Source organism: Bradyrhizobium sp. (assembly GCF_049519115.1).
Classification (GTDB): domain Bacteria; phylum Pseudomonadota; class Alphaproteobacteria; order Rhizobiales; family Xanthobacteraceae; genus Bradyrhizobium.
The window spans coordinates 1-25,956 of sequence record NZ_JBEKRB010000069.1; the positions used below are offsets into that span (position 1 = coordinate 1).

Below are 25,956 nucleotides of genomic sequence, written 5' to 3' on the forward strand. Positions count from 1 at the left end.
ACCAGATCAACCGCCTGCCGCTTGTAGTCGTCCGTAAACGACCGACGTTGACGTCCTTCCATCCGACACCTCCTGGCTCTTCGAGCCTACTACAGGTGTCCATCAGTTCGGAGGAGGTTCAGCTTCGCTTTCTTCGGTGACATCGTTCGCGCCTCGTAACGATAGCTGGACGAAAGCGGTGTTTGGGTGAGAAGCGCCCTTAGCTCCTTAAATGTCTGGCGCGAGCTAACGGGGAAATCTTGCGCTGTAAGTTTGATCAACGCATCCGCAGCGTAAGTTAGCCTCAATCTAAGTCGCTCCGGTCCAGCGAGAGCGTGGAGCGCTTCGAAAAGCTTTTGTCGAGCCCGACCCCACTTTCTCATTTCTTTAGCCCGAGCTCGACCATGCTGATCTCAATGCCACCAGCCGAACCAAATTCCCCAGCCGTGGATTATGGCGATGGGGAAGAAAATTGCTCCGGCTATAAGGAAGCCCCAAAGCTTTTCGTTGAAGCAGGTGTAAAGATGTTGGCACCAGCCTGCGAAGGCCGCGATCCCAACCAGCAGTCCGAATAGCCGTGGCATGTCATCCTCCCCGTCTTGCCATCGTTCCGCAGCCTATGGGCGTGCGCAAGGGATTTCCCCAAGGCGGGGAATTTTAATTGCTCGGAAAGCAAATCAGGTGCAGCATCTCCCCGGGCCTAGAAACCCAAACCAGTGCTGCCCGCGTCCATCATCTGTAACGGCCTACCCCGATCACCGCGCGGGGTGCCGTTGCCCGTTGGGCGCGTGCTGTCCGGCCATAGGCCGGGGGGCCGACGTTATGTCCAAGGCCGTAAGGCCTAAAAGCGCCGCGCCTGTCTCACTGGCAGGTTTCTAGCCCCCGGCTGCCGCGGCTGTCCCGCGACATTGGCCCTAGAAAGCCGAAACCAGTGAGCATCACTCATGACCATCGAAAGACCTATGTTTCCGCCCCGTGCGGAGTCCGTGGATTCGTTTTCCCATCAACCCGCTATCGGACAGCCCGAAAGCAGAAAACTCTCCAGCGAGTCTCTAAAGCCCGCTGAGGCCAACGCTGGCATTATTAAGTTTCCTTGCCGTACGAAACGAACCTCTCGCAAGCGCAAGAGCGCAATCGCTGCCGTAAAGAAAAGCGGCTACGAGCTCGTCCCAAGTCGGAAACTCCCGAAAGAGAAAGGCAGGCGGTTGAGCGACAAGCAGATGGGCAAACTCAATTTCAAGCCATGGGAAAAGGATCCCAGAGATATGGAAGCAATCAGTGGTGACGGATGGCACAATTGGGGAGTCGATGTGCGCTTCGCCCACGCGGTGATGACGATGTCAAAGGAGGGCTTGATCGATTTACCTGCGACCCTCGATCAGGACCACGTCGATGCTCTGTTCGCGAACATCTTAGGGACGCACGAGTTTCTAAAATACATCGCCGCAATGATGGAGTCGGCGGTTCATCGCTTAATAATTTCGGCATGCGCCGCGTTGGACCGGGGCATCATCGGCGACGGGAAGCAGCCGCTCAATCTCGAGGGGTTTCACGGCAGGCCAAAGCTGGTGGTTAGACGACCGCGATGAAACGCCGGCGCCGATCGGATCAGAAAGCGTAACCGGCAGCGGCTGGCATCACATGCCAAAAGGCTGAGGCGGTCGTAACTCGTTCTTAATCGCCTGAGCGCATCTTCGAAATGACCTTGCAGTGGTCACGTGTGTTGAGCAGAGCCGTCGCTGATCCTACCCCCAGCGGCGGCTTTTTCGTGTGCAGTCCCTCGGCCCTAGAAAAACCCGGTTAAATCCGCGGCCGGCCCGTAAATAGCGAGGAGAATGGACACGAGCAGGCCCGCGCCGCAGAACAGCGTGATCAGGCTCAGAGTTTCGGTTTCGTCGCTTGTGCCGGCAGACAGCCGAGACATTGCTTGAACTAATGCGGCCATTTGAAACCTCCAACCGAACCGAGACCATGGCTCCGATTCGCTTCCGGCTAGCGTCATCGTTGACGAAAAAGGTTTCGGGCGGGTTTCGTGGGAAGCCTGAGGCGCTGGCACAGGTCTGGCTACGGCACAGGGACGCAGGGGCCTTCCGTAAGGCACGTGTAAGCTCGTGATCGTAGCATCGCATGATGACCGAGCTGCTCGACCCAACCCCCGACCTTCCGGACGACACCCCGATCGACGGCATTCGCTTTCCCAAGCGAATTCGCAATGTTCTGGCGGCCGAACGATTCAAAACCGTTGGCGAAATCCGCGAGGCCACGGACAAGAGTCTAATAGCGCTGCAGGATCTCGGACCCGGCTCGGTCGCCTTCCTTCGGAAGACCCTTGGGCGTCTCGGCTACGAACGCGCCGGTTGAACGAGGGGAGCTTCGGTCCCGCGCCTCATGCGGAACCAACGTTAGCCTCGCCAGGTTAGTGCGGTGGAGCAACCTCTAGGATCTCCGGACATGCGCCTTGTACTCGCCGCGCTCTGTATCACAGCCTTCACCTCGATGGCGCGGGCTCAGACCCAGCCCAACTTAGACCAATTAAGCGCCTCTCAGCCGATCAATGGCGGCGCTGCCTCTCCTGACAATACCAAAGAGTCTCAGTCACCAGGCCAGAAAGGTCCAGTCACCACCGGTAGCGGCGGCGCTTCGGCAGCTAATCCTCAAGGTGGCACGCCGCCAAACATGCAGGTTGCACCCGATAGCTCGTCCAAGACCGCCGGTGATCAGAAGTAACGCCCGGTTCCCGTTTCGCCGGCCTGCTAGGAATCGCCCACGCGTTGGCATCGAGTGGGCCAGCACGGGAAGCCTGTGAATCCCGGACTCACCAGCGGCCTTCCTAGAGTCATGGCGGGCCTATCGGCAGCCGGCGACAACCATTGAACCGATGCGCACGGTTCGGGCGAAGGGGCATTGCGGCGTATCGTCCAGCCACATCGAAAACCAGATGACCGCCCACACAAGCACCACGCCGAGCACGTTCAACAAACCGGTTTGAGACATGAAGCCACCTCACGCTAGCGCGTTGTTTGGTGGCTATGGGCAGAATTAGGGGTAGTCCCGAGATAATTGAAAATATCTATTATATTTCAAATAGATTTGGCGGACCCCCTCTCCGCCACACTTCGCCCTGGCGGGCTTCGGGTGGCAGGCCACTTTCACTCCGCTTTGCTTGTCGCACTTTTGAACTTGCGGGGAAATTCATCAGGCCAGGGCTGTGAAGCCTGTGAAATGATCGGCGCTAGGAGGACGGCAGCGCCGGCGGCGTAACTCGAGCCGGCGGGAAGTTCGAGCTGGTCGCAAGAGAGCGCCGGCATCTGCTCCGGATGCTCGGCCACCTGCAAGGCTGGTTGCCACCACCACGCCGGCGCCGGCGACCGCTCTTGCTCGGGAACGGCGCGCCACAGCGAGAACTCACTCACCGCCCGCTCGAATTGGAGTTTGGCTGCCGGATGCATCGATCCTCTTTTCATCGTTGCTGGCGAAATGGCTCAGTCCTTGTGGCCCGGATCGTCGGATTGATCGAGGCCGAGCGTGCTTCCGTCGCCGTGAACCTGATCGCCGTCCTTGCCGTCCGTCTTGTCGGCGTCCTCGATGATCGCCTGCCGCATCTCGCGGTCCTCGTCCTTCCGCGACAAGGAGGGCGGCATTTTCGGTTTTCCCAGCTTCAGCGACATGTGAGCACTCCCTTTGCGCTAACGACAGCGCCGGCCACGAAAGGAAGGTTCACCTCGGCTAAACCGACTTCGGCGCCTGAATTCTCTCGAGCAGCGCTTCCCCCGCGACGCGCTTCAGATCGTCCAGTCTAACGATGCCGGACTGGACTGCCTTCAGGAGCCGGGCTGCCACGAAGGCCCGGTGTTCGTGGTCGCCGCCGTATGAAAAACTTTCAAAAACCTGTTCGAGGACGAACTCGAGGCGTGTTTTGAAACCGTCGCCGATTCTCATGGAAACGCTTCGCCTTCAGCTGGAAATCTTGACAGCTATGAATGCGCGACAGGAAGGAATTGTTCCAGGCCGGAACAGGCTGGGTTGGTGTTGTTTTTGACCGGTTTTCGGGCCGGCCGGGGACTGCCTGACGCCAGCTCTGGATTTACATGTCAAACAGCTCTGTCCGTCATTCCGGGATGCGCCGAAAGGCGCAGACCCGGAATCCATCATGCCGCAGCGATGCAGGGAGAAATGGATTCTCAGGTGCGCAATTGCGCACCATAGCCGCTCGCTTCGCTCGCGCCCCGGAATGCCGACGCGTGTTGGACCCCGATAAACCTGTCAAACAGCGCACACAAATCAGCCTTCCCGCGACGCGAACCGCGCCCGAGCTGTTGGTTCAGTCACTGGGCGGATTTGCCGCTGAAATGCTGAAAATATCTCGTTCGCCTGAAAATCGCGGCCGGATCGAAAAGATCCGGGATATGGCCAGCGATTACGCCAAGGGTGCCCGGAAGATTGGAGCAGTTCGGACAGAGGCACTTGATATCGAAAAGAAGCACCGCGTTGGCGGCGAAGCATCGCCTGAAGATTTGGCAAAGATCGCCAGGCTAAACGATGAGGCAATCCGTATCGCCAGGGATGAAACGCTGCCTTTGGTCGCCGAACTGGAATCGCTCGCCAACACGGTCGTCGATTTCGCCAAACAGAGGGCGGAGCAGGAAAACGCCGAAGCCGCGCAGGAAATGTCTTCGGCCCAGAGGAATGGACTGGCGCTTGGCTCTTTCGCCACGCTGCTGATGATTGCAACCTGTATCTTCTCTCTATTTTCACGGTCGCCCGGCCGATAAGCGCTTTGACCGGCGCGATGAAGGAGCTGGCGGATGGTAATTTCAACGTGGCTCTGCCCGGCCTTGGACGCAAGGATGAGATCGGCGACGTCGCCGGGGCGGTCGAACTCTTCAAGGTGAAGGCTGAGCAGAAGGCACATGACGAGGCGGAAGCCAAGGCCAAGCAGGATCAAGCCGCAGCTCGTCAGCGCAAGGGAGAAATGATCAGGCTTGCGGACGATTTCGAAGGGGCGGTCGGTAAAATTGTCGAAACTCTGTCTTCGGCCTCGACCGAATTGGAAAGTTCCGCAGATACGTTGACGAAGACGGCCGAGCGCGCCCAGACAGTCACCACGATGGTTGCGGCCGCCTCGGAGGAAGCTTCCACCAATGTGCAATCGGTGGCGTCAGCGACAGAAGAACTGACCTCGTCAGTCAACGAGATCAGTCGTCAGGTTCAGGAATCGTCGCGGATGGCCAATGAGGCGGTTGAGCGCGCCCGGAAAACCAATGATCGCGTCGGCGAATTGTCCAGAGCGGCTGCGCGGATCGGTGATGTGGTCGAACTTATCAATACAATCGCCGGCCAGACTAATCTATTGGCACTTAACGCCACGATCGAAGCCGCGCGCGCCGGCGAGGCCGGCCGTGGTTTCGCGGTTGTAGCCTCCGAAGTGAAGGCGCTGGCCGAACAGACCGCGAAGGCGACCGACGAGATCGGTCAGCAGATAGCCGGCATTCAGGCGGCGACGCAAGACTCAGTTGGTGCGATCAAGGAGATCAGCAGTACTATTGAAAAGCCTTCGGAAATCTCTGCGACGATCGCCGCCGCGGTGGAAGAGCAAGGTGCGGCTACCCAGGAGATTGCACGCAACGTGCAACAGGCCGCGCAAGGCACGATGCAGGTCTCGTCCAATATCTCAGACGTGCAGCGCGACGCCAGCGAGACCGGCTCGGCATCGTCGCAGGTTCTCTCGTCGGCACGATCGCTCGCAGCGGAAAGCACCCGCCTCAAGGCCGAAGTCAATCGGTTCCTGGATACGGTGCGCGCGGCTTAAAATGGACAGTCTCGCTGCAAAAGCCGTCTGATTCCCTTGGACAGATGCTGCGTCGACCGTGAACACCTTCTAATCGGCCGTAGTGCTTATCTTGCGAACCTCGTCGCCGGAATCGATGTGGATTTAATGCTCGGTAGGGCGCGGCGCGAGACCACGCGGTGCCGGCCGATCGGCCTCATTCGATGACGTGAAGGAGCAGCATCGCGCAGATTCATCGGTTCAAGCCGAATGCTGATCAATCCGTCACCTGAATGCCGGCGAGAACCCGCTAGCGCAGTCATGGTTGCTTGATCAGCTTGTTCGATGGCACGACGGTGCTCGTCACTATCGATCTTCGCAGCCGCATAGGCACCCGCGAGATTGATCAGTTCATGGCCTGCAAGGAGCACATCCAGGCCACACAGAGCCAGCAGAATGCAGACGGTGGGCTCACTTTCACCAAAGGCGAGTAGTCGAACGCCGAGTGCAGCGAAAGTGCGCCCTGCTTGCCGCACGTTTTGCGAGGCCTGATCGTGCTTGCGGATTTCCAGAGAGCTGACCGCCAACTCTCTCGGTCCCGGCAGCTGCATGTTTCGGAACGCAAGCATCCGCTCGAGCCCGACCTGTCGAAGGCGCAGGATCGTTCGTATCGGTCGGCCGATCAGTTCAACGGTGACCCGGCCCAGAAAAAAGACAGCAGAAATCGTAATCAGGTAGACATACCACTGCATGTCGCGCCCCAATCTGGTCGTCGGTTCAACTTTGGCTTTGTTTGGAAGTTCGTTTCCCACTCGCGACTTCCCGGATCAATCAACCCTAATAGATCGTTACTCGCAAGGTTGATTCGATCATCGGCGTTCAGCCTTTAGAGACTTAGTTAATGGCATTTGCGATTGCGACGCTTTGCCGAGTGTTCGCTGCCGGCAGGTCGGTCGCTTGCCGGCGTGCAAGTGTCCCAGCTTGCGGAAGTTTTGGTGGAAACCATCGCGCGCCGTTTTGGCTGACTACCCCGGATTGGTCTTCAATCCGGCCGCCTCGATGCCGGCAATCGCGCAGATCTCGTCATTGTCGGAGGTATCGCCGGAGACGCCGACCGCGCCGAGCAGTGCGCCGTCTTTCTGGATCAGGACGCCGCCGGGCACGGGCACCAATTGTCCTTTTGCCATCGTACCGACGGCGTTGACGAAGCAGGCCTGCTCCTGTGCGCGCTGGAACAGCGCCCGCGAGCCCATGCCGCGCGCGCCATGGGCCTTGTGTTTCGTTGTTCGCACCAGGCGGAACGCCGCAGCAACGTCGCAAACCCGATGATCTCTTGTCAGGCGGCAACAGTACGCTTCGGGACGTCAGGAAAATCGCGACGCTGGTGCGCCCGTCGTGAAGCGACGGACGTTCACGACGGCGGTGTTGCTTTTTATTCCTCTAATCTAGCCTGCCGCCAAGACTTTCTCTTAAGGGCATTTTGCTACGCTCGCGAGGCTCGCCTCTTACCGAGTTCGCTGCGCTATCAGATCTACCGTATTTGTACAGAGTATCGGGAGAATTCGATGATTGAAAGAAACAAAGAGGCTCCGCAAAGCAAGATTACCGAGGAGATTGACAACTCTGCTCGCAGGCACGCGGACGAGATTCTGCTTAAGGCCGGAGCCTTGCAACGTGCAATTCTCAATAGCGCCAACTTCTCGAGTATCGCGACCGACGCCAAGGGTGTCATCCAGATTTTCAACGTTGGCGCGGAGCGCATGCTGGGCTACTCGGCGGCCGATGTCGTCGACAAGATTACACCGGCAGATATTTCCGATCCGCGGGAAGTGATCACGCGGGCCCAAGCGTTAAGCACTGAACTTCGAACCCCGATCAACCCGGGATTCGAGGCTCTGGTGTTCAAGGCCTCACGCGGAATCGAGGACATCTACGAACTGACTTATATCCGAAAGGATGGCAGCCGCTTTCCCGCGGTTGTGTCGGTAACCGCGCTGCGCGACGCCCAAAACACTATCATCGGCTATCTGCTCATTGGTACCGACAATACCGCACGCAAGCATGCTGAGGAGGCGCTCCTCAAGGCGGGGGCCTTGCAGCGTGCGATTTTTAACAGCGCCAACTTCTCAAGTATCGCAACCGACGCCAGGGGCGTCATCCAGATTTTCAACGTTGGCGCGGAGCGGATGCTGGGTTACTCCGCCGCCGATGTCGTCGACAAAATCACACCGGCGGATATTTCCGATTCGCAGGAAGTGATTACACGGGCCAAAGAGCTAAGTATTGAACTTGGAACCCCGATCAACCCGGGATTCGAGGCTCTTGTGTTCAAGGCCTCACGCGGCATCGAAGACATCTACGAACTGACTTATATCCGCAAGGATGGCAGCCGCTTTCCGGCGGTTGTGTCGGTAACCGCGCTGCGCGACGCCCAAAACACAATCATCGGCTATCTGCTGATTGGTACCGACAATACGGCGCGCAAGCAGGTCGAAGAAAAGCAGAAGAAACTCGACCAGCGTCTGCGCGATCAGCAATTCTACACGCGATCTTTGATCGAAGCCAACGTGGATGCCCTGATGACCACCGATCCGTCCGGTATTGTCACCGACGTTAACAAGCAGATGGAGGCGCTGACCGGCTGCACCCGCGATGAACTGATCGGTGCCCCATTCAAAGATTACTTCACCGATCCTGAGCGAGCCGAAGCGGGAATAAAGCGCGCGCTGAGTGAAAAGAGAGTCACCGACTACGAGCTGACGGCACGCGCGCGCGATGGTAAGGAAACGGTCGTATCCTACAACGCAACCACCTTCTACGACCGAAGCCGCACTCTACAGGGCGTCTTCGCCGCCGCGCGCGACATCAGCGAGCACAAGCAAGTGGAAGCGGAGCTGAAGCAAGCAAAAGCGGCAGCCGAGTCGGCAAATCAGACAAAATCGGAATTTCTGGCCAGTATGAGTCACGAAATTCGAACTCCGATGAATGCGATTGTAGGCATAACGGAGCTGCTCGCGAAAACCGGTCTTTCCCCGGAGCAGGACAAATATGTGACCATATTTCGTCGTGCGGGTGATACTTTGCTCACTCTCATCAATGACATTCTCGATCTTTCAAGACTGGAGGACTCGCAAGTTGAGCTAGAGCAGATTGGCTTCTCGCTAAACGACCTTTTGGTCAAAGTGAGGGAGTTGATGGAGTTTCGCGCCCGTGACAAAGGTCTTGCTCTAATGATCGAGTTTGCGCCGGGCTTGCCCACCGGTCTAGTCGGTGATCCCACACGACTACGGCAAGTGCTGCTCAATTTGATTGGCAACGCAATCAAGTTCACAGAGGCGGGCCAAGTAATCTTGCGGGTCATGCTGGAAAGAGACGTATCGGGTTCGCTCTCTCTGCGGTTCAGCGTAACAGATACGGGCATCGGCATTCCCGATGAGAAACTGGCTCAGATGTTCGAGCGATTTACGCAGGCCGATTCTGCTACCTCCCGCAGGTTCGGAGGCTCAGGTCTGGGGTTGTCCATATCAAAGCGCTTGGTAGAACTGATGGGTGGACGTATCTGGGCCGAGAGGGGAATTGCGATTGGCAGCGTCATTTCTTTCGTCGTGCCTTTCGCGATCTGGGCTGAAGGCGGTTTGCCTGTAGTCAAGCAGATCGAGACGGATCATCGCGAAATGCCTCTGGCGGCGCTGCGCCTTCTTCTGGTCGAGGATACTTCCGACAACTGTATCATTACGCAAGCCTACCTGGAGCACACGCCTTGCAAGATCGAAATTGCGGAGAATGGTGCCATCGCGTGTGAGATGTTCAAAGCTGGACACTACGACCTCGTTTTGATGGATCGACAAATGCCCGTCATGGACGGGTTGACCGCAACGCGCGAAATTCGAGCGTGGGAACAGGCGAAAGGTCGCTCGCCGGTGCCGATCATCGCGTTGACGGCCTACGCCTTGAAGGGGGAACGCGAAGTTTGTCTGGCCGCTGGATTCACGGATTTCTTGACGAAACCAGTCAGGCAGGCGGTGCTTTTGCAAGCGATCAGAGAACATTCCAACGGCGCAATAGATGAGGGCCGTCGTACCGAAACGATCCTTCTGCGTACGCTCGCAGACCGGATCCCAGCCTATCTGCAAAAATGCAGACGGAATACGAATGCTTTGCTTGGTGCACTGGATCAAGCGGATTTTAAGGCTATTGAAATTGTGGGGCACCAAATGATGGGCTCCGGTGCGTCATATGGATTCCAGCCGATCACCGACATGGGTGCCGGGCTTGAGCAGGCCGCCGCAAGCGCCGATGCTGACGCGTCGAGGAAATGGGTGGACGAGTTGTCCAGCTACCTCAATAGCGTTGAGATTTCTCGCCTTGCTACCCTTCCAGTACCGCTCAAAAGCGGTGTGGCGGCTATCGCCGTAGCACCCTGATTGTTGCATTTCGAAGCCGTCTGAGCCGCCAATGTCAGATATGCTTTGAGCCGGCCCGATGTCAAAGAATGGGTCATGTCGCGAAGCGGTCAGGCCGCCAGCGAGTCCGGCCATGTCCACTGTACCGACGTTGCGCCTCCCGCTACCCCGGGTTGGCTTTCAATCCCGCCGCCTCGATGCCGGCGATCGCGCAGATCTCGTCATTATCAGAGGTGTCGCCGGACACGCCGACCGCGCCGAGCAGTGCGCCGTCTTTCTGGATCAGGACGCCGCCGGGCACCGGCACCAATTGTCCCTTCGCCATCGTATTTATGGCGCTGACGAAGTAGGCCTGCTCCTGTGCGCGCTGGAACAAAGCCCGCGAGCCCATGCCGAGTGCGAGCGCGCCATAGGCCTTGCCGTGGGCGATCTCGGCCCGCATCAGGCTGGTACCGTCCTGGGCTGCGGTGACCTTCACCGCGCCGCGTGCGTCGAGCACGGTGATGACAAGCGGCTTGATTTTCTTCTCGACGGCTTTCGCAAGCGCGGCATCGAGGATCTTGCGGGCGATGTCGAGGGTCAGTTCAGTCATTTGAAAATGTCCTTATGCGTGAGAGGAGGATGATTGGTTAGAGTCAAGGCTCATCGCCAGCGCGCGGGCGACGTGAAGGGCGGTGCGTTCCGTGCCGTCCTTGATTTGATGACGGCAGGAAGTGCCGTCGGCGATTACAAGCGTAGCTGCATCAGCCTGGCGCACGGCCGGCAGCAGCGAAAGCTCGGCCATTTCGATGGAGGTATCATAGGTTTCAGCGCCATAACCGAACGCGCCAGCCATGCCGCAGCAACTCGATTCGATGGTTTCGACTTGCAGTTCTGGAATGAGCCGCAGCGCTTGCTCCACAGGCTTGAACGCGCCAAAGGACTTCTGATGACAGTGGCCGTGCACCACTGCTTTCTTGGCGATCGGCGAAAGGGCTAACGAAAGACGCCCGGCAGTCGCCTCGCGCACCAAAAATTCCTCGAACATCAACGCATGCGCGCTGATGTTTTTTGCAGTCGCGTCCGACCGCAGCGACAACAGCTCGTCGCGCAACGTCAACAGACAGCTTGGCTCAAGGCCAACGATCGGCACGCCTCGCGCGGCGAACGGCGCAAAGGTCGCGACCAGTCGATCGAGTTCAATGCGAGCACGATCGACCAGACCTGCCGAGAGGAAAGTCCGCCCGCAACACAGGGGACGGCCATTGTCCGTCGGCTTCGGGATATGCACGCGATATCCGCCGGCGATCAGCACCTTGAGCGCGGCGTCGAAGTTTTCGCGCTCGTAAGCGCGGTTGAAGGTATCAGTGAACAGAACGACTTCATGCCCATCCGCTCGTCCGAACACCTCGCCCTCGGGCGCGAACACATCGCGCCGCCACACTGGAAGCGCGCGCTTGGCGCTGATGCCGGCGACGCGCTCGAACAGCGCGCGCAATAGTTTGCTGTTGTTGCGCCAGTTGGCGAGCGGGGCGAGGCGCGAGAACAGCGGCGCATAGTGTGGGAGAAAGCCTACCAGCCGGTCGCGCAACGAAAGGCCATGTTTGGCGCGCCGCGCCGCCAGCACCTCGATCTTCATCTTGGCCATGTCGACGCCGGTCGGGCATTCGTGCCGGCAGGCCTTGCAGGACACGCAAAGCTTCATCGTGTCCATCATGGCGTCGGAAGACAGCGCGTCCGGCCCCAACTGGCCGGAGATCGCGAGCCGCAGCGTGTTGGCGCGGCCGCGCGTGACGTCCCTTTCGTTCCGTGTCGCCCGATAGGACGGGCACATCACGCCGCCTTCGAGCTTGCGGCAGGCGCCATTGTTGTTGCACATCTCGACCGCGCCCTGGAAACCGCCGCCGGCGCCGGGATAGGCCGACCAGTCGAGCACGGTCTTCAAGTCGCCGATCGCATAGGTGGGCGGATAACGAAACAGCGAGCGGTCGTCCATTTTCGGCGGATCGACGATCTTGCCGGTATTGAGCGTGTGCCAGGGGTCGAAGCGCTCCTTGACCTCCTTGAAGTCGGCGATGATGCGCGAGCCGAACATGCTCTCGTGAAACTCCGAGCGGACGATACCGTCGCCGTGCTCGCCGGAATGCGAGCCTTTATACTCGCGGACCATCGCGAAGGCTTCCTCGGCGATGGCGCGCATCGCTTTGACGTCCTTCTCGAGCTTCAGGTTCAAGACCGGGCGCACATGCAGGCAGCCTTCGCTCGCATGCGCATACATGGTGCCGCGGGTGCCGTGTTTGGCGAACACTTGATTGAGCCGTTCGGTGTAGTCGGCGAGGTGGGGCAGGGGTACCGCGCAGTCCTCGACAAAGGAGACGGGCTTGCCCTCCTGCTTCATCGACATCATGACGTTGAGGCCGGAAGTGCGGAAATCCGCAATCGCGCTCTGCACCGCGGGTTCGACGATGTCGACCACGCCGCCCCATTTGCGCTTGTCGTTGGCCCACGCGAAGCCGAGGTCACCCATCAGCTCCGAAAGCTGCTTCAGCTTTTGCAGGTTCTGCGGCTGGTCTTCCTCGGCGAATTCGACAATCAGAAGCGCGTCGGGATCGCCCTTGACGGTGACTTCGATCACCGGGCGGAACATCGCGATGTCGCGCCCGAGCGCAATCATGGTGCGGTCGACCAGTTCCACCGCAATCGGCCGCAGCTTCACCAAATGCTGGGCGGCGTCCATCGCCTCATAGAAGCTGCCGAAGTGGCAGACGCCGAGCACTTTGTTCTTGATGACCGGCCACAGCTTCAACTCGACTCTCGTGGTGAACGCAAGCGTGCCTTCCGAGCCGACCAGAAGATGCGCCATGTTGTTGGGTACATTGCGCGGCACCAGCGCATCGATGTTATAGCCGCCGACGCGGCGCTGAACCTTCGGGAATTTGTCGGCGATTTCGCCGGCCTCGCGGCTGCCTAACGCCAGCATGTCGCGGAAAAGCAGCGACGTCTTTTCGTCCGACGCGGGCTGATCGCGCGACACCTCGCCGAAATGCATCAGCGTGCCGTCCGCAAGCGCCGCGTCCAGCGACAGCGTGTTGTCGCGCATGGTGCCGTAGCGCAAGGAACGCCCGCCGCAGGAGTTGTTGCCGGCCATGCCGCCTATGGTGGCGCGCGAGGCGGTCGAGACATCGACCGGAAACCACAGGCCGTGTTTTTTCAACTGCCGGTTCAAATCGTCGAGCACGATGCCGGGTTCGACCACGCAGGTTCTGTTCTCGACGTCGAGCGAGAGCAAGCGGTTGAGGTGCTTGGAGAGGTCGATGACGATGCCGTCATTGATGGTCTGGCCGCATTGCGAGGTGCCGCCGCCGCGCGGCGTGACCTTGCGCCCGGCGTCGCGGGTGATCGCCAGCGCCCGCAGCGCCTCGTCGACGGTGCGGGGGACCACCACGCCGGCCGGCACGATCTGGTAGAACGAGGCGTCAGTCGCATAGCGGCCGCGGCTGAAGGAATCGAACAAGACGTCGCCCGTGATCTCGCGCGACAGCCTGTCCTGAAGCCTCACAGCGTCCGTATCGGTCATCCCGTCCCCGTCAGCGCTCAACAGTCGTTTTCTTTTCGCCCGCGCCAAAGGCAATTTTGAATGCAAAATGTGGCTTTTCGACCCCGGTGCGAAGGTGGTCAGGCCGGTTCGGACGCGGCCTCGTCACCGGTCTTGAGGTGCTCGACCGCGGCGGTCTGCTTGTTGCGCAGGTGCTTGAACAGGATGTCCGAAAGTTCGTTGCCGGCGCGGCGGCGCAGCGCTTCCAGGATCATCTCGTGCTCGCGCATGGCCTCGCCCCAACGCTCGCGCTTGCGGGCGAAATTGGCGGAATAGCGCACGCGGCGGATGCGCCCCGCAATGTTCGCGTAGGCGCTTTTAAGCGTCTCATTGCGCGAGGCCTCGACGATCTTCTGATGGATCGACTGATTGGCGTTGAAATACCCGTGCATGTCGCGGTGCAGGTAAAACCCGTACATTTCGTAGTGCAGCCGCTCGATTTCAGCGATTTCTTCGTCGGTGATGCGTTCGCAGGCGAGCCGTCCGGCCAATCCCTCAAGGCCGCCCATCACGTCGAACAATTCGCCGAGGTCCTGTTCGCTTAAAGCCCGCACCCGGGCGCCGCGGTTGGGCAACAGCTCCACCAGCCCTTCGGCGGCCAGCACCTTGAGGGCTTCGCGCAGCGGCGTGCGCGAGATCTTCAGCATCTCGCACAACTGCCGCTCCGGAACCCGGCCGCCCTCGGCAATGTTGCCCTCGACGATGTGGTCGCGCAGGCGGGAGAGGATCTCGTCGTGCAGCGACGGCTCGTTCCGCTCCGAATTGAGGGCCAGCGAAGGGGTCTCGTTGGGATGCATCGGTTTCATGGACTAGAGCTCCGATTCCGAACTTCGCAAACGAAACTGACAGGAACTTCAAATTCGCCGCACTTGGAACATACGTGGCGGGGATAAGGCCGTCGACCAAAATCGTACACAATTTTGAAGTTGCTGCCCGGTAAATTGAATGCAATATGGGTGACCGGCCGAAAAGCCAAGCCGAGGAGGACGCGATGAGCCAGCACCAGGGACGCCATTTTCTGAACATTCCGGGCCCGAGCCCGGTCCCGGACCGCGTGCTCCGTGCCATGGATATGCCGGTCATCGACCATCGCAGCGCCGAGTTTGCCGAACTCGGCAAGCAAGTGTTCGAAGGCTGCCAGCAGATCTTCCAGACCAAGGGCCCCGTGATCGTGTTTCCGTCCTCCGGCACCGGCGCCTGGGAAGCGGCGATCGTCAACACGCTGTCGCCCGGCGACAAGGTGCTGATGGTCGAGACCGGCCATTTCGCCACGCTGTGGCAGCAGATGGCGGCGCGCTGGGGCATCAATGTCGATTTCCTACCCGGTGACTGGCGCCATGGCGCGAGCCCCGCCGAGATCGAGGCCAAGTTGGCCGCCGACAAGTCGCACGCCATCAAGGCCGTGATGGTCGTGCATAACGAGACTTCGACCGGCGTCACCAGCCGGATCGCTGAAATTCGCAAGGCGATGGACAAGGTCGGTCATCCGGCGCTGCTTCTGGTCGATACCATCTCCTCGCTCGGCTCGGTCGACTTCAAGCATGATGAGTGGAAGGTCGACGTTACCGTGAGCTGCTCGCAAAAGGGCTTCATGCTGCCGCCGGGGCTCGGCTTCAATGCGGTCTCGGACAAGGCGCGCGCCGCGTCCAAGACCAACAAAATGCCGCGCTCTTATTGGGATTGGGAGGAAATGCTCAAGCCCAACGCCAACGGCTTCTTCCCCTATACGCCGGCGACCAATCTGCTCTACGGCCTGAAAGAAGCGATTGCGATGATGCTGGAGGAGGGGCTCGACAACGTGTTTGCCCGCCACAAGCGGCTGGCGGCGGCGACGCGCGCCGCGGTGACGCATTGGGGGCTTGAAGTGCTGTGCCAGGAGCCCGCCGAATATTCGCCGGTCTTGACCGCCGTCCTGATGCCGCCGGGCCACGACGCCGACAAGTTCCGGAAAGTTGCGCTTGAGAAATACAACATCTCGCTCGGCTCTGGTCTCTCGAAAGTCGCCGGCAAGGTGTTCCGCATCGGTCATCTCGGCGAGTGCAACGAACTCACGCTGCTCGGTGCGCTCTCCGGCGTGGAGATGGGCCTTTCGGCGGCCGGCGTGCCGCATCGATCGGGCGGTGTCGATGCCGCGATGAAGGCGCTGGAGGATTCTGATAAGTCCAACGCGCCGAGCCATCTGAAGATGGTCCAGCCTTAAGTGGAATGGTCGCCGCCATCAATTGGTGGCATTTGTGCTGATGGATCAATGCCATCAGAGTCAGAGTAAAAGTTGCAAAGTAAAATTTGTCTGGGAGGTTGAGCAGATGCGGCTTCGGTTGAAGGCCACCCATGTCGTGCTCGGCATGCTCTGCGTGATGTATTTCATCACTTATGTCGACCGGGTGAACATCGGCACCGCGGCGAGCGAGATCCAGAAAGAACTGCATCTCTCCAATACCCAGCTCGGTCTGGTGTTCTCGGCCTTCGCTTATCCTTATCTTCTGTTCCAGGTGATCGGCGGCTGGGTCGGCGATCATTTCGGCCCGCGCCGGACGCTGTTCTGGTGCGGCCTGATCTGGGCCGCCTCGACCATCATGACCGGCTTCGTCACCGGCCTGACGACGCTGTTCATCGCGCGCGTCGCGCTCGGTTTCGGCGAGGGCGCCACGTTCCCGACCGCGACAAGGGCGATGCAATACTGGACGCCGGCAGGTCAGCGCGGCTTTGCGCAGGGCCTGACCCACGCCTTTGCGCGGCTCGGTAATGCGATCACGCCGCCCTTGATCGCGGCCTTGATGGCCTGGCTGACCTGGCGCGGCTCCTTTGTCTTGCTCGGAGTGGTCAGCCTGATCTGGGGCCTGATCTGGGTGCTCTATTTCCGCAACGACCCCAAGGATCACCCCTCGATCACGGCCGAAGAACTGGAATCGCTGCCACCGCGCCCCTCGGGGCCGAAGCCGCAGGTGCCGTGGGGTCCGTTGTTGCAGCGGATGTGGCCGGTGACGCTGACTTACTTTTGCTACGGCTGGAGCCTGTGGCTTTACCTGAACTGGCTGCCGCTGTTCTTCAAGAACAACTACAGCCTCGACATCAAGAATTCGGCGCTGTTTGCCTCCGGCGTGTTCCTGGCCGGCGTGGTCGGCGACAGCCTGGGCGGAACTCTCTCCGACGGAATCTTCAAGCGAACCGGCAATGTCCGGTTTGCCCGGCTGTCCGTCATCCTGGCCGGCTTTATCGGTGCGCTGTTGTCGCTGGCGCCGATCATCTTCGTTCACGACATTACGATCGTGGCACTATGTCTTTCGGCCGGCTTCTTTTTCATCGAAATCATCATCGGCCCGATCTGGTCGGTGCCGATGGACATCGCGCCGAAATATTCCGGCACGGCCTCCGGCCTGATGAACACCGGCTCGGCCTTTGCGGCGATCGTCTCGCCGCTGGTCGCCGGCTACGTGATCGACGTCACCGGCAACTGGTATCTGCCGTTCATCATGTCGATTGGGCTGTTGCTGCTCGGCGGCTTTTGCGCCTTCCTGATGCATCCCGAGAGGCCATTTGAGGAGACGGAGGCAAGGGTGCCAGCCGGGCAGACAATCCCTGCGGAGTGACCGCAGTGCACACTCAGCAGCGCGAGAGCGGGTTATCCCCCTATGTGCAAGCGCATCTGGTTGCGCGCTGTGGTGCAACGAGACGGTCGGCCGTTGCTCGCGGTCAAATTTCAAAAGGTCCGTGAGACTCCAGCGACACCGGTGGTCCGCGACCCCACTCTGTAACGAGGGGCGGGCTTCGCGTTTCTGAACTTCGGGGAGATGTCCCGGCGATCCGTCTCCCAGCGGGCCCACAGTTCCACCTCGTGCAGGCCCGGGATGGTTACGAGTTCGCCGGCGTCGAGGCCGGCCAGCGCCGCGTCGACGCAGTCTTCCGCCGACATGGTGACCTCGGACGTCTTCTGCGGCGGGTAGCCGGCGATGTCCCAAAACTCCGTGGCAGTTGCGCCTGGCAGCACCGTCTGTACGCGGACGCCCTTGTCGGCGAGGTCCTTTTGCAGCGAATGGCCGAAGCTCAGGACGTAGGATTTCGAAGCGCTGTAGACGCCGTTCAGCGACTCGACCGCGATGCCGACAACCGAAGAGATGTTGATGATCGTCCCTTTACCACGCGCCACGAACGCCGGCGCGACAGCATAGGTAAGGCGCGTCAGTGCGGTGATGTTCAGGTCGATCATTGCCTCCATCTTGTCGACGTCGGCCTGCAGGATCGACGCGACGGAGCCGACGCCAGCATTATTGACCAGCACGGCGATGCCCGGATTGTCGCGAAGCACAGCCTCGACCTTGGCGAGGCCGCCCTTTGTATTCAGATCCGCCGGCAACACCGTGATCTGACGGCCGGTTTCGCCGCGAAGCCGATCAGCGATAACGTTCAGCCGCTGCTCGTTTCGCGCGACCAGGATCAGGTCGCAACCGCGTTCGGCGAGGCGATCGGCGTAAACGGCACCGATGCCGGACGACGCCCCGGTTATGAGGGCGGTGCCCTTGGCGGAGAGACTGCTCATGGATGTTTTCTTTCCGTAGCCGCATTGAGCTCTGCGGACAGGAGATACGGTTGAATCCTGACGTCTCAAATGTCATATAAACGGCGATTTAGGACATCGAGAGACATCGAGGCGTCGGCCATGCGCGATATCGCGTTCGTTGTGTATCCCGGTTATTCCGTCATGGCGCTCGCCGTCGTCACGGCGTTCGAGGTCGCCAACATGCTGGCCGACGATCCGCTCTATGACCTCCACTTCGTGTCGGAGACCGGTGGAAAGGTCAGAACCTCGTCCGGCATGACGCTCGAGAGCGAGGCATTTTCTGACCTGCCGTTCGACACCCTTGTCGTCGGCGGCGCGACGATCCCCGTGCCGTCGACACCTGGCATGATCGCCTTCGTGAGAGATGCGCCGAAGCGGCATCGTCGTATCGCTGCGGTTTGCACGGGAGCGTTCGTGCTCGCGGAAGCCGGACTATTGAACGGACGGCGCGCCACGACGCATTGGCTGCACGCGCGGGATATGCAGAGACAGTTTCCGGACGTGAAGATGGATGAAGATCGAATCTTTATCCAGGACGGGCCGATCTGGACGTCGGCGGGGATGACGGCCGGCATCGATCTCGGCCTGGCGCTGATCGAGAACGACCTCGGTCCGGAGCTTGCAAAATCCATTGCCCGTAAGCTCGTCATTTATCATCGCCGCGGCGGCGGGCAGTCGCAGTTTTCGACGCTTCTCGAGTTGGCCCCCAAATCGGATCGTATCCAGACGGCGCTCGCCTATGCGCGTGAAAATCTGCACAAACCTCTGACGGTGCCCGAGCTTGCCGAGGCGGCTCATCTCAGTCCGCGGCAGTTCAGCCGGGCGTTCCATGCTGAGACGGGTCAATCGCCGGCTAGGGCGATCGAAAACTTAAGGGTCGAGGCGGCGCGAAACCTGATGGAGCAAAGCCGTCACCCGATCGACGTGGTTGCTCGCCAAACCGGGTTCAGTGACCGCGACCACATGCGCCGCGCCTTCTTGCGGGCCTTCGGACAGCCGCCGCAGGTGCTACGGCGTCATGCCCGGTTGGAGGCGATCGATCATGGGGCGCCGTCACCACAGATTTAAGGCCCGTGGTTCTTAAAAGACCGGGCGGGCCATCCCTTCTTATGCATTGACGGCGCTTGTCGGCTGGAGGACAAGGCCGCCAAAAGGTGATACGCGAGCGCTTCGCTAGATTCCCCCCGGGAAGGACGCCCAATGGCCCTGCATACAGGACGGCATTTTCTTCAGATTCCAGGCCCTACCAATATACCGGACCGGGTCCTGCGGGCCATGGACATGCCGGCGCTGGACCACCGCGGCGCGGAATTCGCCGAGCTCGGCTTTGCGGTGTTTTCGGGTATGCAGCGCATCTTCCGCACCAAACAGCCGGTGATCATTTTCCCGTCGTCGGGCACCGGCGCCTGGGAAGCCGCCATCGTCAACACGCTGTCGCCCGGCGACAAGGTTTTGTTGGCCGAGACCGGCCAGTTTGCGGTGCTGTGGAAGGGCATCGCCGAGAAATTCAAGCTCGACCTCGAATTCATGCCGACCGACTGGCGCCGCGGCGCCGACGTCGCCGAAATCGAGGCCCGGCTTGCCGCCGACAAGCTGCATCAGATCAAGGCCGTGCTCGTCATCCATAACGAGACCTCGACGAGCTGCGTCACCCATCCGCTGGACGTCCGCAAGGCGCTCAACCGCACCAATCACCCCGCGCTGTTGATGGTCGACACCATCTCGGGCCTCGCCTCGCTCGAATACGAACACGATGCCTGGGGTATCGACGTTTCGGTCGGCGGTTCGCAGAAGGGCATGATGCTGCCGCCGGGCCTCTCCTTCAACGCGATCTCGGAGAAGGCGCTTGCGATCTCGAAGGCCAATACGTCGCTGCGGTCCTATTGGGATTGGCACGACATGCTCGAGTTCAACAAGATCGGCACCTTCCCCTATACGCCGGCGATCAACCTGTTGTTCGCGCTGCGTGAGGCGATCGCGATGCTGGAGGAAGAAGGGCTCGAGAACGTCTTCGCCCGCCACAAGCGCCATGCGGCCGCAACGCGCGCCGCGGCGAAGGTCTGGGGCCTCGATCTCGTCTGTCTCGACCCGCAGGCCTATTCGCCGTCACTGACCGCGGTCATGGTGCCTGACGGGCACGATGCGGATGCGTTCCGCAAAACCGTGCTGGAAAACTTCGACATGTCGCTCGGCACGGGCTTGGGCCGGCTGAAGGGCAAGGCGTTCCGGATCGGCCATATCGGCCACTTCAACGACCTGATGCTGATGGGCACGCTGTCGGGCGTCGAGATGGGTCTCGACCTCGCCAAGATCCCGCACCGCGCGGGCGGCGTGCTCGCCGCCATGGACATCCTGAAGAACCGCGACGTGGTCGCGATGCCGCAATCGAAGGCGGCGGTGGCGTGAGGTCATAAGTTCTTCAACAACAACGAAAGAGCGCGACATGAACGCCCCTGTCACTGCCAACGAAGACCTGATCTATGCCGTCACAGACGGCATCGCGCGGATAACCTTCAACCGTCCGCAGGCCCGCAACGCGCTGACCTTTGCGATGTACGAGCAGATGGCGGTGATCTGCGAGAGCATCAACGCCGATCGTTCGATCAAGGCGCTGATCATCACCGGCGCCGGCGACAAGGCGTTTGCCTCGGGGACCGATATCTCGCAGTTCCGCGCCTTCAAGACCGCGCAGGACTCGCTCGACTATGAAGCGCGGATCGATCGCGTGCTCGGCACGCTGGAGCAGTGTCGGGTGCCGGTGATAGCGGCGATTGCCGGCGCCTGCACCGGCGGCGGCGCGGGGATTGCGGCCTGTTGCGACATCCGTATCGGCACCGAGGCGACACGAATTGGTTTTCCGATCGCGCGCACGCTCGGCAATTGCCTCTCGATGTCGAATATCAGCCGGGTGGTGTCGCTGATCGGGCCGGCGCGCACCAAGGACCTGATTTTCAAGGCACGCCTGATCGAGGCGCCGGAAGCTTTGGCGCTCGGACTGCTCAACGAGATCGTTCCCGACGTCGAGACGTTGCAACGCCGGGCCGACGAGACCGCCAAGCTTGTCGCCGGCCACGCCCCCATCACGCTGGAAGTGACGAAAGAAGCCGTGCGCCGGATCCGCCGCACGCTATCCCGCGAAGAGGGCGAGGACCTGATCCTCAAGGCGTATATGAGCGAGGATTTCCGCGAAGGCATGGACGCCTTCCTCAACAAGCGGGCGCCCAACTTCAAGGGCAAATAACGGCCGGCCGGTTCGCAAATCACAGCCAACAAAAAAGCCCGGCGAAACCGCCGGGCTTTTGCTTGTTCGAATGGCTGTGGCTTAGAGCATGATCCGGAAAAGTGTGTAGCGGTTTTCCGAAAAGATCATGCTCAATTAAATCAGTACTTCGCCACCACCGGTCCGCCGAACTTGTAGTTGACGCCGACGCGCAGGATATTGTCGGTGACATGCGATGAGTAGTTGCTCGATAGCACGCCGCCGCCGAGTCCGCCGATCGCGGTCTGGAACGAGCCGTTCACTGTACCGAGATCGACGTAGAGATATTCGAGGCGGGCGGTCCAGTTGCCGCCGATCACGCCTTCGATACCGGCGCCGACCGTATAGCCGACATGGGTGTTGGAGACGGTGCCGAACCCGACCCCGGGGTTGCCGATGGTGGCGCTGGAGTCGACTTCGCCATAGGCGAGACCGCCGGTGGCGTATATCAGTACCCTCGGATCGACAAGATAGCCGATGCGGCCGCGAACGGTGCCGAACCAATCGATCTTCTGGTTCAACGTGACGGGCACGGCGGGGCCGGGAATGACCAGAGCGAGGAGGCCGCCCGCAGTCGGCGTACACGTGTTCAGCGGACAGGTGAAGGAGCGCGAGCCCTTTTCGTCGGTGCCCTGGATGTCGGCTTCAAGACCGAAGACTGCGCGTTGCATTTGCCAGTTGTAGCCGATCTGACCGCCGCCAACGACGCCGTTCAGGCTCGTCTTGTCGGCGCTGGTAAACAGGACCGTGCCGGCGGTGTTGGTGATGGTCGACGTATCGCTGGAGCGACCCCAGCTATAGCCAACGTTGCCGCCGATGTAGAACCCGGTCCAGTCGAAGCCCGGATCGACATAGACCGGAGCCTTTGTGTAGACAGGCGCCTTCGCAGGCAGGTCGGCGGCGAGCGCATTCGTTGCGAGCAGCAACGCGGCCGCGGAAATTCCGATCAACAAACGTTTCATTGCAATTCTCCAGCCCTAAATATTTGAGGCGAGAATACTGCCGTGGTGTGGCTCGTGGCTGTCGCGCGAATACAACAGGCGCCTTTAATCGGCCCTACCTGGGATTGTGGTGAAAATCCAAATATTCCGCCAAACCTTTGATTCAACGAAGCTTCTACTCGAAGTCGAGACATGCGAACCGCGGATGGTCAGCAAATCTGACCTTAATCTGATGAAATGAATTCGGGATTTTCGAGAACGAATTCGAAATCCCGCGAATCATCGTTTCAGCTCTCGTCGCCGACGACGCCGTAGCCGGCCATCAGCGCGCGAACGTTTTTGATCTCGGCTTTCGACAGCAGCGGCGGCGTGCCGATCTGGGAAATCAGGTAAGGTGCTTCAAGAACTCGTCATGGTTCATCGGGCGTGAGAACATCCCGAAATTGTGGGTCAGCGCCATGTCCTGCGCCTCCTGACTCAGCGTAGCTGTGCAGTCTTTCAGCGTCACGACGTCGAATCCGCGTTCATAGGCACTTCGCATCGTCGACTCGACGCAGCAGTTCGTCAGGAAGCCGCCGAGCGCCACAGTTCGTATTCCCTTGCTGCGCAGGATGAAATCGAGATTGGTCGAGGGAAAGGCATCGAGGCCGCGCTTTCCTTCGACAACGATATCTTCGGGATGTGGCGTCAGGACATCGACGATAGCCGCGCCCCATGAACCCTTCCGAAAGGCCTTGTTGTCGACAACGCCCTTCAGAATTCCGTAAGGCGTACCGGTAAGCTCACCGTAGCCCTCGGCGAAGGTAATAGGCGCGTGCATGATCGTGGCGCCCGCGGCGCGGCCCTTGGTCGCGACCTCGATCGTATTCGCCAGCATGTTGTTCTTTTCCATGACGCCCTTGACGCTGTCATGGAAAACGCCTCCCGGCGTCGTAAAGTCGTTCTGATATTCGATCAGGACAATTGCGGTCGTCTCCGGATTCATCGGCGTACTCCCTTGTTTTTTCTGCTTCTTGTCCGTTTTGCTGAAGGCCGATCCCGCAGGTCACGCCCCTTCCTTCGGACAAGCCACGATACGCTTTTTCTTGAGAGCCGGGTATTAGCTTATTTTCATCGGCGCCACGGTTTGACCCTCTCACGCTTCGTTCCATGAAGCGTATCGGGTACGAACGGTCATTCTTCGCCGATGCCGTAGCCTGCCATCCGTGCGCGGACGTTTTCGATCTCGGCTTTCGACAGAAGCGGCGGCGTGCCGATCTGAAGGCAGCCGTGATATTGCCGCGCCAGTGTCTCGACCTCGACCGCGAGCCACATGGCTTTGGCAAGCGAAGTGCCGACCGCGATCATGCCGTGATGGGCCAACAGACAGGCCGAGCGATCCGCCAGCGCCGCGACCGCGTGGCGCGACAATTCTTCGGTGCCAAAGGTCGCGTAGGGCGCGCAGCGTATGGTGTCGCCACCGGCGCAGGCGATCATGTAATGGACCGGCGGAATTTCTATCCCCATGATCGCCAGCATGGTCGAAAACGGCGGATGCGCATGGACCACCGCATTCACTTCCGCGCGCGCCTTAAGAATGTCGCGGTGAAAGCGCCACTCGCTGGACGGGCGTTGTCCCGCGGCAGGCGCGCCGTCCAGTTTCATGAACACGATCTGGTCTACTTGCATGGCGTCGTAGGGGGTCGATGTCGGCGTGATCAGCATGCCCTCGCCATGCCGCAGGCTGATATTGCCTGACGTGCCCTGGTTGATGCCGAGCGTGTTCATCTGCCGGCAGGCGTCGATGATCGACTGACGCTTAACGTGTTCCTTGGCTCGTTCCTTGACTTGTTCTTTGGTCCGGTCGTTCGTTGAGGACATCGGCCCTTCCTTGGTGTTTCCTTGGCCTTCGCCAGGCGAAAATCAGCTGTTTGTCGCGGATATCCGTTGGTCGATAGAAGTCCTTGCGGCCAAAGGACATTAGTTGAATATGGCTTTGCGATATAGGTCGAACTAACCGGGGTCATCATGGCGCAAGCGGTACTGGGCATTATCGGCGGATCCGGCATCTACGACCTGCCGGGGTTGGAAAATGCCCGCGACGAGGTGGTCGCAAGCCCGTGGGGCGAGCCGTCGGCGCCGCTCCGTCATGGCACCATTGCCGGGTTGCCGATCGTGTTCCTGACCCGGCATGACAAGGGACACCGGCTGTCGCCCTCCGATATCAACTATCGCGCCAACATCGACGTGCTCAAGCGCGCCGGCGTCACCGACCTGATCTCGCTGTCGGCCTGCGGCTCGTTCAAGGAGGAGCTTCCGCCCGGCACTTTCGTTCTGGTCGATCAGTTTGTCGATCGCACCTATCGGCGCGAGAGCTCGTTCTTCGGCAAAGGCTGCGTCGCGCATGTCTCGATGGCGCATCCGGTCTCGCCGCGCTTGCCGGTTCACCTCGCCGCGGCCGCGCAAGCCGAAGCCATTCCGTTCGCGCGCGGCGGCACCTATGTGTGCATCGAAGGCCCGCAATTCTCCACGCTCGCCGAGAGCCTGACTTACAAGGGCCACGGTTATTCGGTGATCGGGATGACCAACATGCCGGAAGTTAAACTCGCGCGTGAAGCGGAGATTTGTTACGCGAGCGTCGCCATGGTGACCGATTTCGACTGCTGGCACCCCGATCACGACGCGGTCACGGTGGCCGACATCATTCGCGTCCTGAACGCCAATGCCGAGAAGGCGAGCCATCTGGTGGCGCGTCTGGCGCGGGATTTTCCACGGCAGCACGAGCCATGTCCGATCGGCTCGGACCGCGCGCTCGATGCGGCGCTGATCACCGCGCCCGACGCGCGCGATGTTGAACTGTTGAAGAAGCTGGATGCGGTAGCGGGGCGGATATTGCGCCAATGAAAGTCGATGGAAAGCCTTTTCGCAGCATCTGGGTCGAAGGCGACGGCTGGACGATCGGTGCGATCGACCAGCGGCGGTTGCCGCATGAATTTGTCATCGCAACAATGACGACGTGCAAGGAGGCGGCTCACGCCATCAGTTCGATGCTGGTGCGTGGCGCGCCGCTAATCGGGGCGACCGCAGCCTACGGCGTCGCGCTCGCCATGCGCGATGATGCCTGCGATGCCGCGCTCGAGCGAGCTTACGCGACGCTGATCGCAACACGTCCGACCGCGATCAACCTGAAATGGGCGCTGGATGAAATGCGAAAAGCGCTTGCCGCGCTGCCGCCGGCGGCGCGCCTGCTGGCCGCCTATCAGCGCGCCGGCGAAATCGCGGAAGAAGATGTCGCGATCAATCAGGCGATCGGCCGGCACGGCTTGGCGCTGATCGAGGCGATCGCGCCGCGAAAGAAACCGGGTGAAGCGATCAACATCCTCACGCATTGCAATGCGGGTTGGTTGGCGACAGTCGACTGGGGAACGGCCACCGCGCCGATTTATCTGGCGCACGACCGCCGCTTCAAGGTCCATGTCTGGGTCGACGAGACCCG

The 25,956-nt window shown here is 60.3% G+C and carries 25 protein-coding genes and 2 pseudogenes; 12 read left to right on the forward strand and 15 right to left on the reverse strand.

The features are described from left to right. Positions 1-392: 392 nt before the first annotated feature. Entirely contained in the window at positions 393-563 is a 171-nt protein-coding gene (locus ABSE61_RS31615) for a hypothetical protein (RefSeq protein WP_423875097.1), read from the reverse strand. Between the two features lie 360 nt (positions 564-923). On the opposite strand from ABSE61_RS31615, the gene ABSE61_RS31620 reads away from it, so the two are divergent. Next, positions 924-1,568, forward strand: coding sequence for a hypothetical protein (locus tag ABSE61_RS31620; protein ID WP_423875098.1), 645 nt, complete (start codon positions 924-926; stop codon positions 1,566-1,568). A 197-nt stretch (positions 1,569-1,765) separates the two neighbouring features. On the opposite strand, the gene ABSE61_RS31625 is transcribed toward ABSE61_RS31620, so the two are convergent. After that, positions 1,766-1,924, reverse strand: a complete 159-nt coding sequence (locus ABSE61_RS31625) for a hypothetical protein (RefSeq protein WP_423875099.1) — start codon at positions 1,922-1,924, stop codon at positions 1,766-1,768. A gap of 182 nt (positions 1,925-2,106) precedes the next feature. On the opposite strand from ABSE61_RS31625, the gene ABSE61_RS31630 reads away from it, so the two are divergent. Together ABSE61_RS31630 and ABSE61_RS31635 are read left to right on the forward strand one after the other, a co-directional pair. Then, positions 2,107-2,340, forward strand: coding sequence for a DNA-directed RNA polymerase subunit alpha C-terminal domain-containing protein (locus ABSE61_RS31630; protein ID WP_423875100.1), 234 nt, complete (start codon positions 2,107-2,109; stop codon positions 2,338-2,340). Positions 2,341-2,430: 90 nt separating this feature from the next. Beyond that, entirely contained in the window at positions 2,431-2,706 is a 276-nt protein-coding gene (locus ABSE61_RS31635; RefSeq protein WP_423875101.1) for a hypothetical protein, read from the forward strand. Between the two features lie 120 nt (positions 2,707-2,826). Here the strand turns inward: ABSE61_RS31635 and ABSE61_RS31640 are convergent, their stop codons facing one another. The 4 genes from ABSE61_RS31640 to ABSE61_RS31655 form a co-directional block, all read right to left on the reverse strand. After that, the gene (locus ABSE61_RS31640) at positions 2,827-2,973 is read right to left on the reverse strand and encodes a hypothetical protein (protein ID WP_423875102.1); all 147 of its coding nucleotides are present in this window, start codon (positions 2,971-2,973) and stop codon (positions 2,827-2,829) included. A gap of 155 nt (positions 2,974-3,128) precedes the next feature. Then, positions 3,129-3,428 (reverse strand): hypothetical protein, encoded by a 300-nt coding sequence (locus ABSE61_RS31645; RefSeq protein WP_423875103.1) that lies wholly within the window; start codon positions 3,426-3,428, stop codon positions 3,129-3,131. 33 nt (positions 3,429-3,461) lie between these two features. Then, on the reverse strand, positions 3,462-3,647 hold the full coding sequence (locus ABSE61_RS31650; protein WP_423875104.1) for a hypothetical protein: 186 nt from the start codon (positions 3,645-3,647) through the stop codon (positions 3,462-3,464). 58 nt (positions 3,648-3,705) lie between these two features. Continuing rightward, positions 3,706-3,918 (reverse strand): hypothetical protein, encoded by a 213-nt coding sequence (locus tag ABSE61_RS31655; protein WP_423875105.1) that lies wholly within the window; start codon positions 3,916-3,918, stop codon positions 3,706-3,708. Positions 3,919-4,283: 365 nt separating this feature from the next. Here ABSE61_RS31655 and ABSE61_RS31660 point away from each other — a divergent pair. Further along, positions 4,284-5,788 (forward strand): annotated as a pseudogene (locus ABSE61_RS31660) (methyl-accepting chemotaxis protein); the annotation flags it as partial. A gap of 86 nt (positions 5,789-5,874) precedes the next feature. Here the strand turns inward: ABSE61_RS31660 and ABSE61_RS31665 are convergent. After that, on the reverse strand, positions 5,875-6,558 hold the full coding sequence (locus tag ABSE61_RS31665; protein WP_423875106.1) for a hypothetical protein: 684 nt from the start codon (positions 6,556-6,558) through the stop codon (positions 5,875-5,877). A gap of 213 nt (positions 6,559-6,771) precedes the next feature. Beyond that, positions 6,772-7,020 (reverse strand): annotated as a pseudogene (locus ABSE61_RS31670) (GlcG/HbpS family heme-binding protein); the annotation flags it as partial. Positions 7,021-7,311: 291 nt separating this feature from the next. On the opposite strand from ABSE61_RS31670, the gene ABSE61_RS31675 reads away from it, so the two are divergent. Continuing rightward, positions 7,312-10,170 carry a PAS domain S-box protein gene (locus ABSE61_RS31675; protein ID WP_423875107.1) on the forward strand — a complete coding sequence of 953 codons (2,859 nt, stop codon included), beginning with the start codon at positions 7,312-7,314 and terminating at the stop codon, positions 10,168-10,170. Positions 10,171-10,312: 142 nt separating this feature from the next. Here the strand turns inward: ABSE61_RS31675 and ABSE61_RS31680 are convergent, their stop codons facing one another. The 3 genes from ABSE61_RS31680 to ABSE61_RS31690 all read right to left on the reverse strand — a co-directional run bounded on the left by ABSE61_RS31680 (position 10,313) and on the right by ABSE61_RS31690 (position 14,529). Continuing rightward, positions 10,313-10,741, reverse strand: a complete 429-nt coding sequence (locus tag ABSE61_RS31680) for a GlcG/HbpS family heme-binding protein (RefSeq protein WP_423875108.1) — start codon at positions 10,739-10,741, stop codon at positions 10,313-10,315. Between the two features lie 12 nt (positions 10,742-10,753). Then, the gene (locus ABSE61_RS31685; protein ID WP_423875109.1) at positions 10,754-13,705 is read right to left on the reverse strand and encodes an FAD-binding and (Fe-S)-binding domain-containing protein; all 2,952 of its coding nucleotides are present in this window, start codon (positions 13,703-13,705) and stop codon (positions 10,754-10,756) included. A 98-nt stretch (positions 13,706-13,803) separates the two neighbouring features. Then, positions 13,804-14,529, reverse strand: coding sequence for a GntR family transcriptional regulator (locus ABSE61_RS31690; RefSeq protein WP_423875110.1), 726 nt, complete (start codon positions 14,527-14,529; stop codon positions 13,804-13,806). A gap of 185 nt (positions 14,530-14,714) precedes the next feature. Between ABSE61_RS31690 and ABSE61_RS31695 the strand changes: the two genes are divergently transcribed. Together ABSE61_RS31695 and ABSE61_RS31700 are read left to right on the forward strand one after the other, a co-directional pair. Beyond that, the gene (locus ABSE61_RS31695; RefSeq protein WP_423875111.1) at positions 14,715-15,923 is read left to right on the forward strand and encodes a pyridoxal-phosphate-dependent aminotransferase family protein; all 1,209 of its coding nucleotides are present in this window, start codon (positions 14,715-14,717) and stop codon (positions 15,921-15,923) included. A 106-nt stretch (positions 15,924-16,029) separates the two neighbouring features. Then, complete coding sequence (locus ABSE61_RS31700; protein ID WP_423875112.1) at positions 16,030-17,313, forward strand: MFS transporter; 1,284 nt, start codon at positions 16,030-16,032, stop codon at positions 17,311-17,313. 110 nt (positions 17,314-17,423) lie between these two features. Here ABSE61_RS31700 and ABSE61_RS31705 read toward each other — a convergent pair whose 3' ends face one another. Continuing rightward, positions 17,424-18,260 carry an SDR family NAD(P)-dependent oxidoreductase gene (locus ABSE61_RS31705; RefSeq protein WP_423875113.1) on the reverse strand — a complete coding sequence of 279 codons (837 nt, stop codon included), beginning with the start codon at positions 18,258-18,260 and terminating at the stop codon, positions 17,424-17,426. Between the two features lie 120 nt (positions 18,261-18,380). On the opposite strand from ABSE61_RS31705, the gene ABSE61_RS31710 reads away from it, so the two are divergent. The 3 genes from ABSE61_RS31710 to ABSE61_RS31720 all read left to right on the forward strand — a co-directional run bounded on the left by ABSE61_RS31710 (position 18,381) and on the right by ABSE61_RS31720 (position 21,522). Then, positions 18,381-19,349 carry a GlxA family transcriptional regulator gene (locus ABSE61_RS31710; RefSeq protein WP_423875114.1) on the forward strand — a complete coding sequence of 323 codons (969 nt, stop codon included), beginning with the start codon at positions 18,381-18,383 and terminating at the stop codon, positions 19,347-19,349. A gap of 132 nt (positions 19,350-19,481) precedes the next feature. Next, positions 19,482-20,687, forward strand: coding sequence for a pyridoxal-phosphate-dependent aminotransferase family protein (locus tag ABSE61_RS31715; RefSeq protein WP_423875115.1), 1,206 nt, complete (start codon positions 19,482-19,484; stop codon positions 20,685-20,687). Between the two features lie 37 nt (positions 20,688-20,724). Next, on the forward strand, positions 20,725-21,522 hold the full coding sequence (locus ABSE61_RS31720) for an enoyl-CoA hydratase/isomerase family protein (protein WP_423875116.1): 798 nt from the start codon (positions 20,725-20,727) through the stop codon (positions 21,520-21,522). A 140-nt stretch (positions 21,523-21,662) separates the two neighbouring features. Here the strand turns inward: ABSE61_RS31720 and ABSE61_RS31725 are convergent, their stop codons facing one another. The 3 genes from ABSE61_RS31725 to ABSE61_RS31735 form a co-directional block, all read right to left on the reverse strand. Beyond that, positions 21,663-22,502, reverse strand: a complete 840-nt coding sequence (locus ABSE61_RS31725; RefSeq protein ID WP_423875117.1) for an outer membrane protein — start codon at positions 22,500-22,502, stop codon at positions 21,663-21,665. Between the two features lie 364 nt (positions 22,503-22,866). Beyond that, positions 22,867-23,466 carry a cysteine hydrolase family protein gene (locus ABSE61_RS31730; RefSeq protein WP_423875118.1) on the reverse strand — a complete coding sequence of 200 codons (600 nt, stop codon included), beginning with the start codon at positions 23,464-23,466 and terminating at the stop codon, positions 22,867-22,869. Positions 23,467-23,654: 188 nt separating this feature from the next. Continuing rightward, the gene (locus ABSE61_RS31735; RefSeq protein ID WP_423875119.1) at positions 23,655-24,341 is read right to left on the reverse strand and encodes a class II aldolase/adducin family protein; all 687 of its coding nucleotides are present in this window, start codon (positions 24,339-24,341) and stop codon (positions 23,655-23,657) included. Positions 24,342-24,488: 147 nt separating this feature from the next. Here ABSE61_RS31735 and ABSE61_RS31740 point away from each other — a divergent pair, with 147 nt between their 5' ends. Continuing rightward, complete coding sequence (locus ABSE61_RS31740) at positions 24,489-25,364, forward strand: S-methyl-5'-thioadenosine phosphorylase (protein ID WP_423875120.1); 876 nt, start codon at positions 24,489-24,491, stop codon at positions 25,362-25,364. Then, a partial coding sequence (locus ABSE61_RS31745) for a translation initiation factor eIF-2B alpha/beta/delta subunit family protein (protein WP_490338381.1) occupies positions 25,361-25,956 on the forward strand: 596 nt, incomplete at its 3' end. The genes ABSE61_RS31740 and ABSE61_RS31745, both read left to right, overlap by 4 nt.

Bases quoted from the DNA above. Each gene is read 5' to 3' on its own strand.
- ABSE61_RS31690 (WP_423875110.1), bottom strand. From the start codon at position 14,529: ATGAAACCGATGCATCCCAACGAGACCCCTTCGCTGGCCCTCAATTCG.
- ABSE61_RS31625 (WP_423875099.1), bottom strand. From the start codon at position 1,924: ATGGCCGCATTAGTTCAAGCAATGTCTCGGCTGTCTGCCGGCACAAGC.
- ABSE61_RS31655 (WP_423875105.1), bottom strand. From the start codon at position 3,918: ATGAGAATCGGCGACGGTTTCAAAACACGCCTCGAGTTCGTCCTCGAA.
- ABSE61_RS31695 (WP_423875111.1), top strand. From the start codon at position 14,715: ATGAGCCAGCACCAGGGACGCCATTTTCTGAACATTCCGGGCCCGAGC.
- ABSE61_RS31700 (WP_423875112.1), top strand. From the start codon at position 16,030: ATGCGGCTTCGGTTGAAGGCCACCCATGTCGTGCTCGGCATGCTCTGC.
- ABSE61_RS31650 (WP_423875104.1), bottom strand. From the start codon at position 3,647: ATGTCGCTGAAGCTGGGAAAACCGAAAATGCCGCCCTCCTTGTCGCGG.
- ABSE61_RS31720 (WP_423875116.1), top strand. From the start codon at position 20,725: ATGAACGCCCCTGTCACTGCCAACGAAGACCTGATCTATGCCGTCACA.
- ABSE61_RS31630 (WP_423875100.1), top strand. From the start codon at position 2,107: ATGATGACCGAGCTGCTCGACCCAACCCCCGACCTTCCGGACGACACC.
- ABSE61_RS31735 (WP_423875119.1), bottom strand. From the start codon at position 24,341: ATGTCCTCAACGAACGACCGGACCAAAGAACAAGTCAAGGAACGAGCC.
- ABSE61_RS31620 (WP_423875098.1), top strand. From the start codon at position 924: ATGACCATCGAAAGACCTATGTTTCCGCCCCGTGCGGAGTCCGTGGAT.
- ABSE61_RS31680 (WP_423875108.1), bottom strand. From the start codon at position 10,741: ATGACTGAACTGACCCTCGACATCGCCCGCAAGATCCTCGATGCCGCG.
- ABSE61_RS31635 (WP_423875101.1), top strand. From the start codon at position 2,431: ATGCGCCTTGTACTCGCCGCGCTCTGTATCACAGCCTTCACCTCGATG.
- ABSE61_RS31710 (WP_423875114.1), top strand. From the start codon at position 18,381: ATGCGCGATATCGCGTTCGTTGTGTATCCCGGTTATTCCGTCATGGCG.
- ABSE61_RS31640 (WP_423875102.1), bottom strand. From the start codon at position 2,973: ATGTCTCAAACCGGTTTGTTGAACGTGCTCGGCGTGGTGCTTGTGTGG.
- ABSE61_RS31645 (WP_423875103.1), bottom strand. From the start codon at position 3,428: ATGCATCCGGCAGCCAAACTCCAATTCGAGCGGGCGGTGAGTGAGTTC.
- ABSE61_RS31715 (WP_423875115.1), top strand. From the start codon at position 19,482: ATGGCCCTGCATACAGGACGGCATTTTCTTCAGATTCCAGGCCCTACC.
- ABSE61_RS31730 (WP_423875118.1), bottom strand. From the start codon at position 23,466: ATGAATCCGGAGACGACCGCAATTGTCCTGATCGAATATCAGAACGAC.
- ABSE61_RS31685 (WP_423875109.1), bottom strand. From the start codon at position 13,705: ATGACCGATACGGACGCTGTGAGGCTTCAGGACAGGCTGTCGCGCGAG.
- ABSE61_RS31705 (WP_423875113.1), bottom strand. From the start codon at position 18,260: ATGAGCAGTCTCTCCGCCAAGGGCACCGCCCTCATAACCGGGGCGTCG.
- ABSE61_RS31725 (WP_423875117.1), bottom strand. From the start codon at position 22,502: ATGAAACGTTTGTTGATCGGAATTTCCGCGGCCGCGTTGCTGCTCGCA.
- ABSE61_RS31615 (WP_423875097.1), bottom strand. From the start codon at position 563: ATGCCACGGCTATTCGGACTGCTGGTTGGGATCGCGGCCTTCGCAGGC.
- ABSE61_RS31675 (WP_423875107.1), top strand. From the start codon at position 7,312: ATGATTGAAAGAAACAAAGAGGCTCCGCAAAGCAAGATTACCGAGGAG.
- ABSE61_RS31740 (WP_423875120.1), top strand. From the start codon at position 24,489: ATGGCGCAAGCGGTACTGGGCATTATCGGCGGATCCGGCATCTACGAC.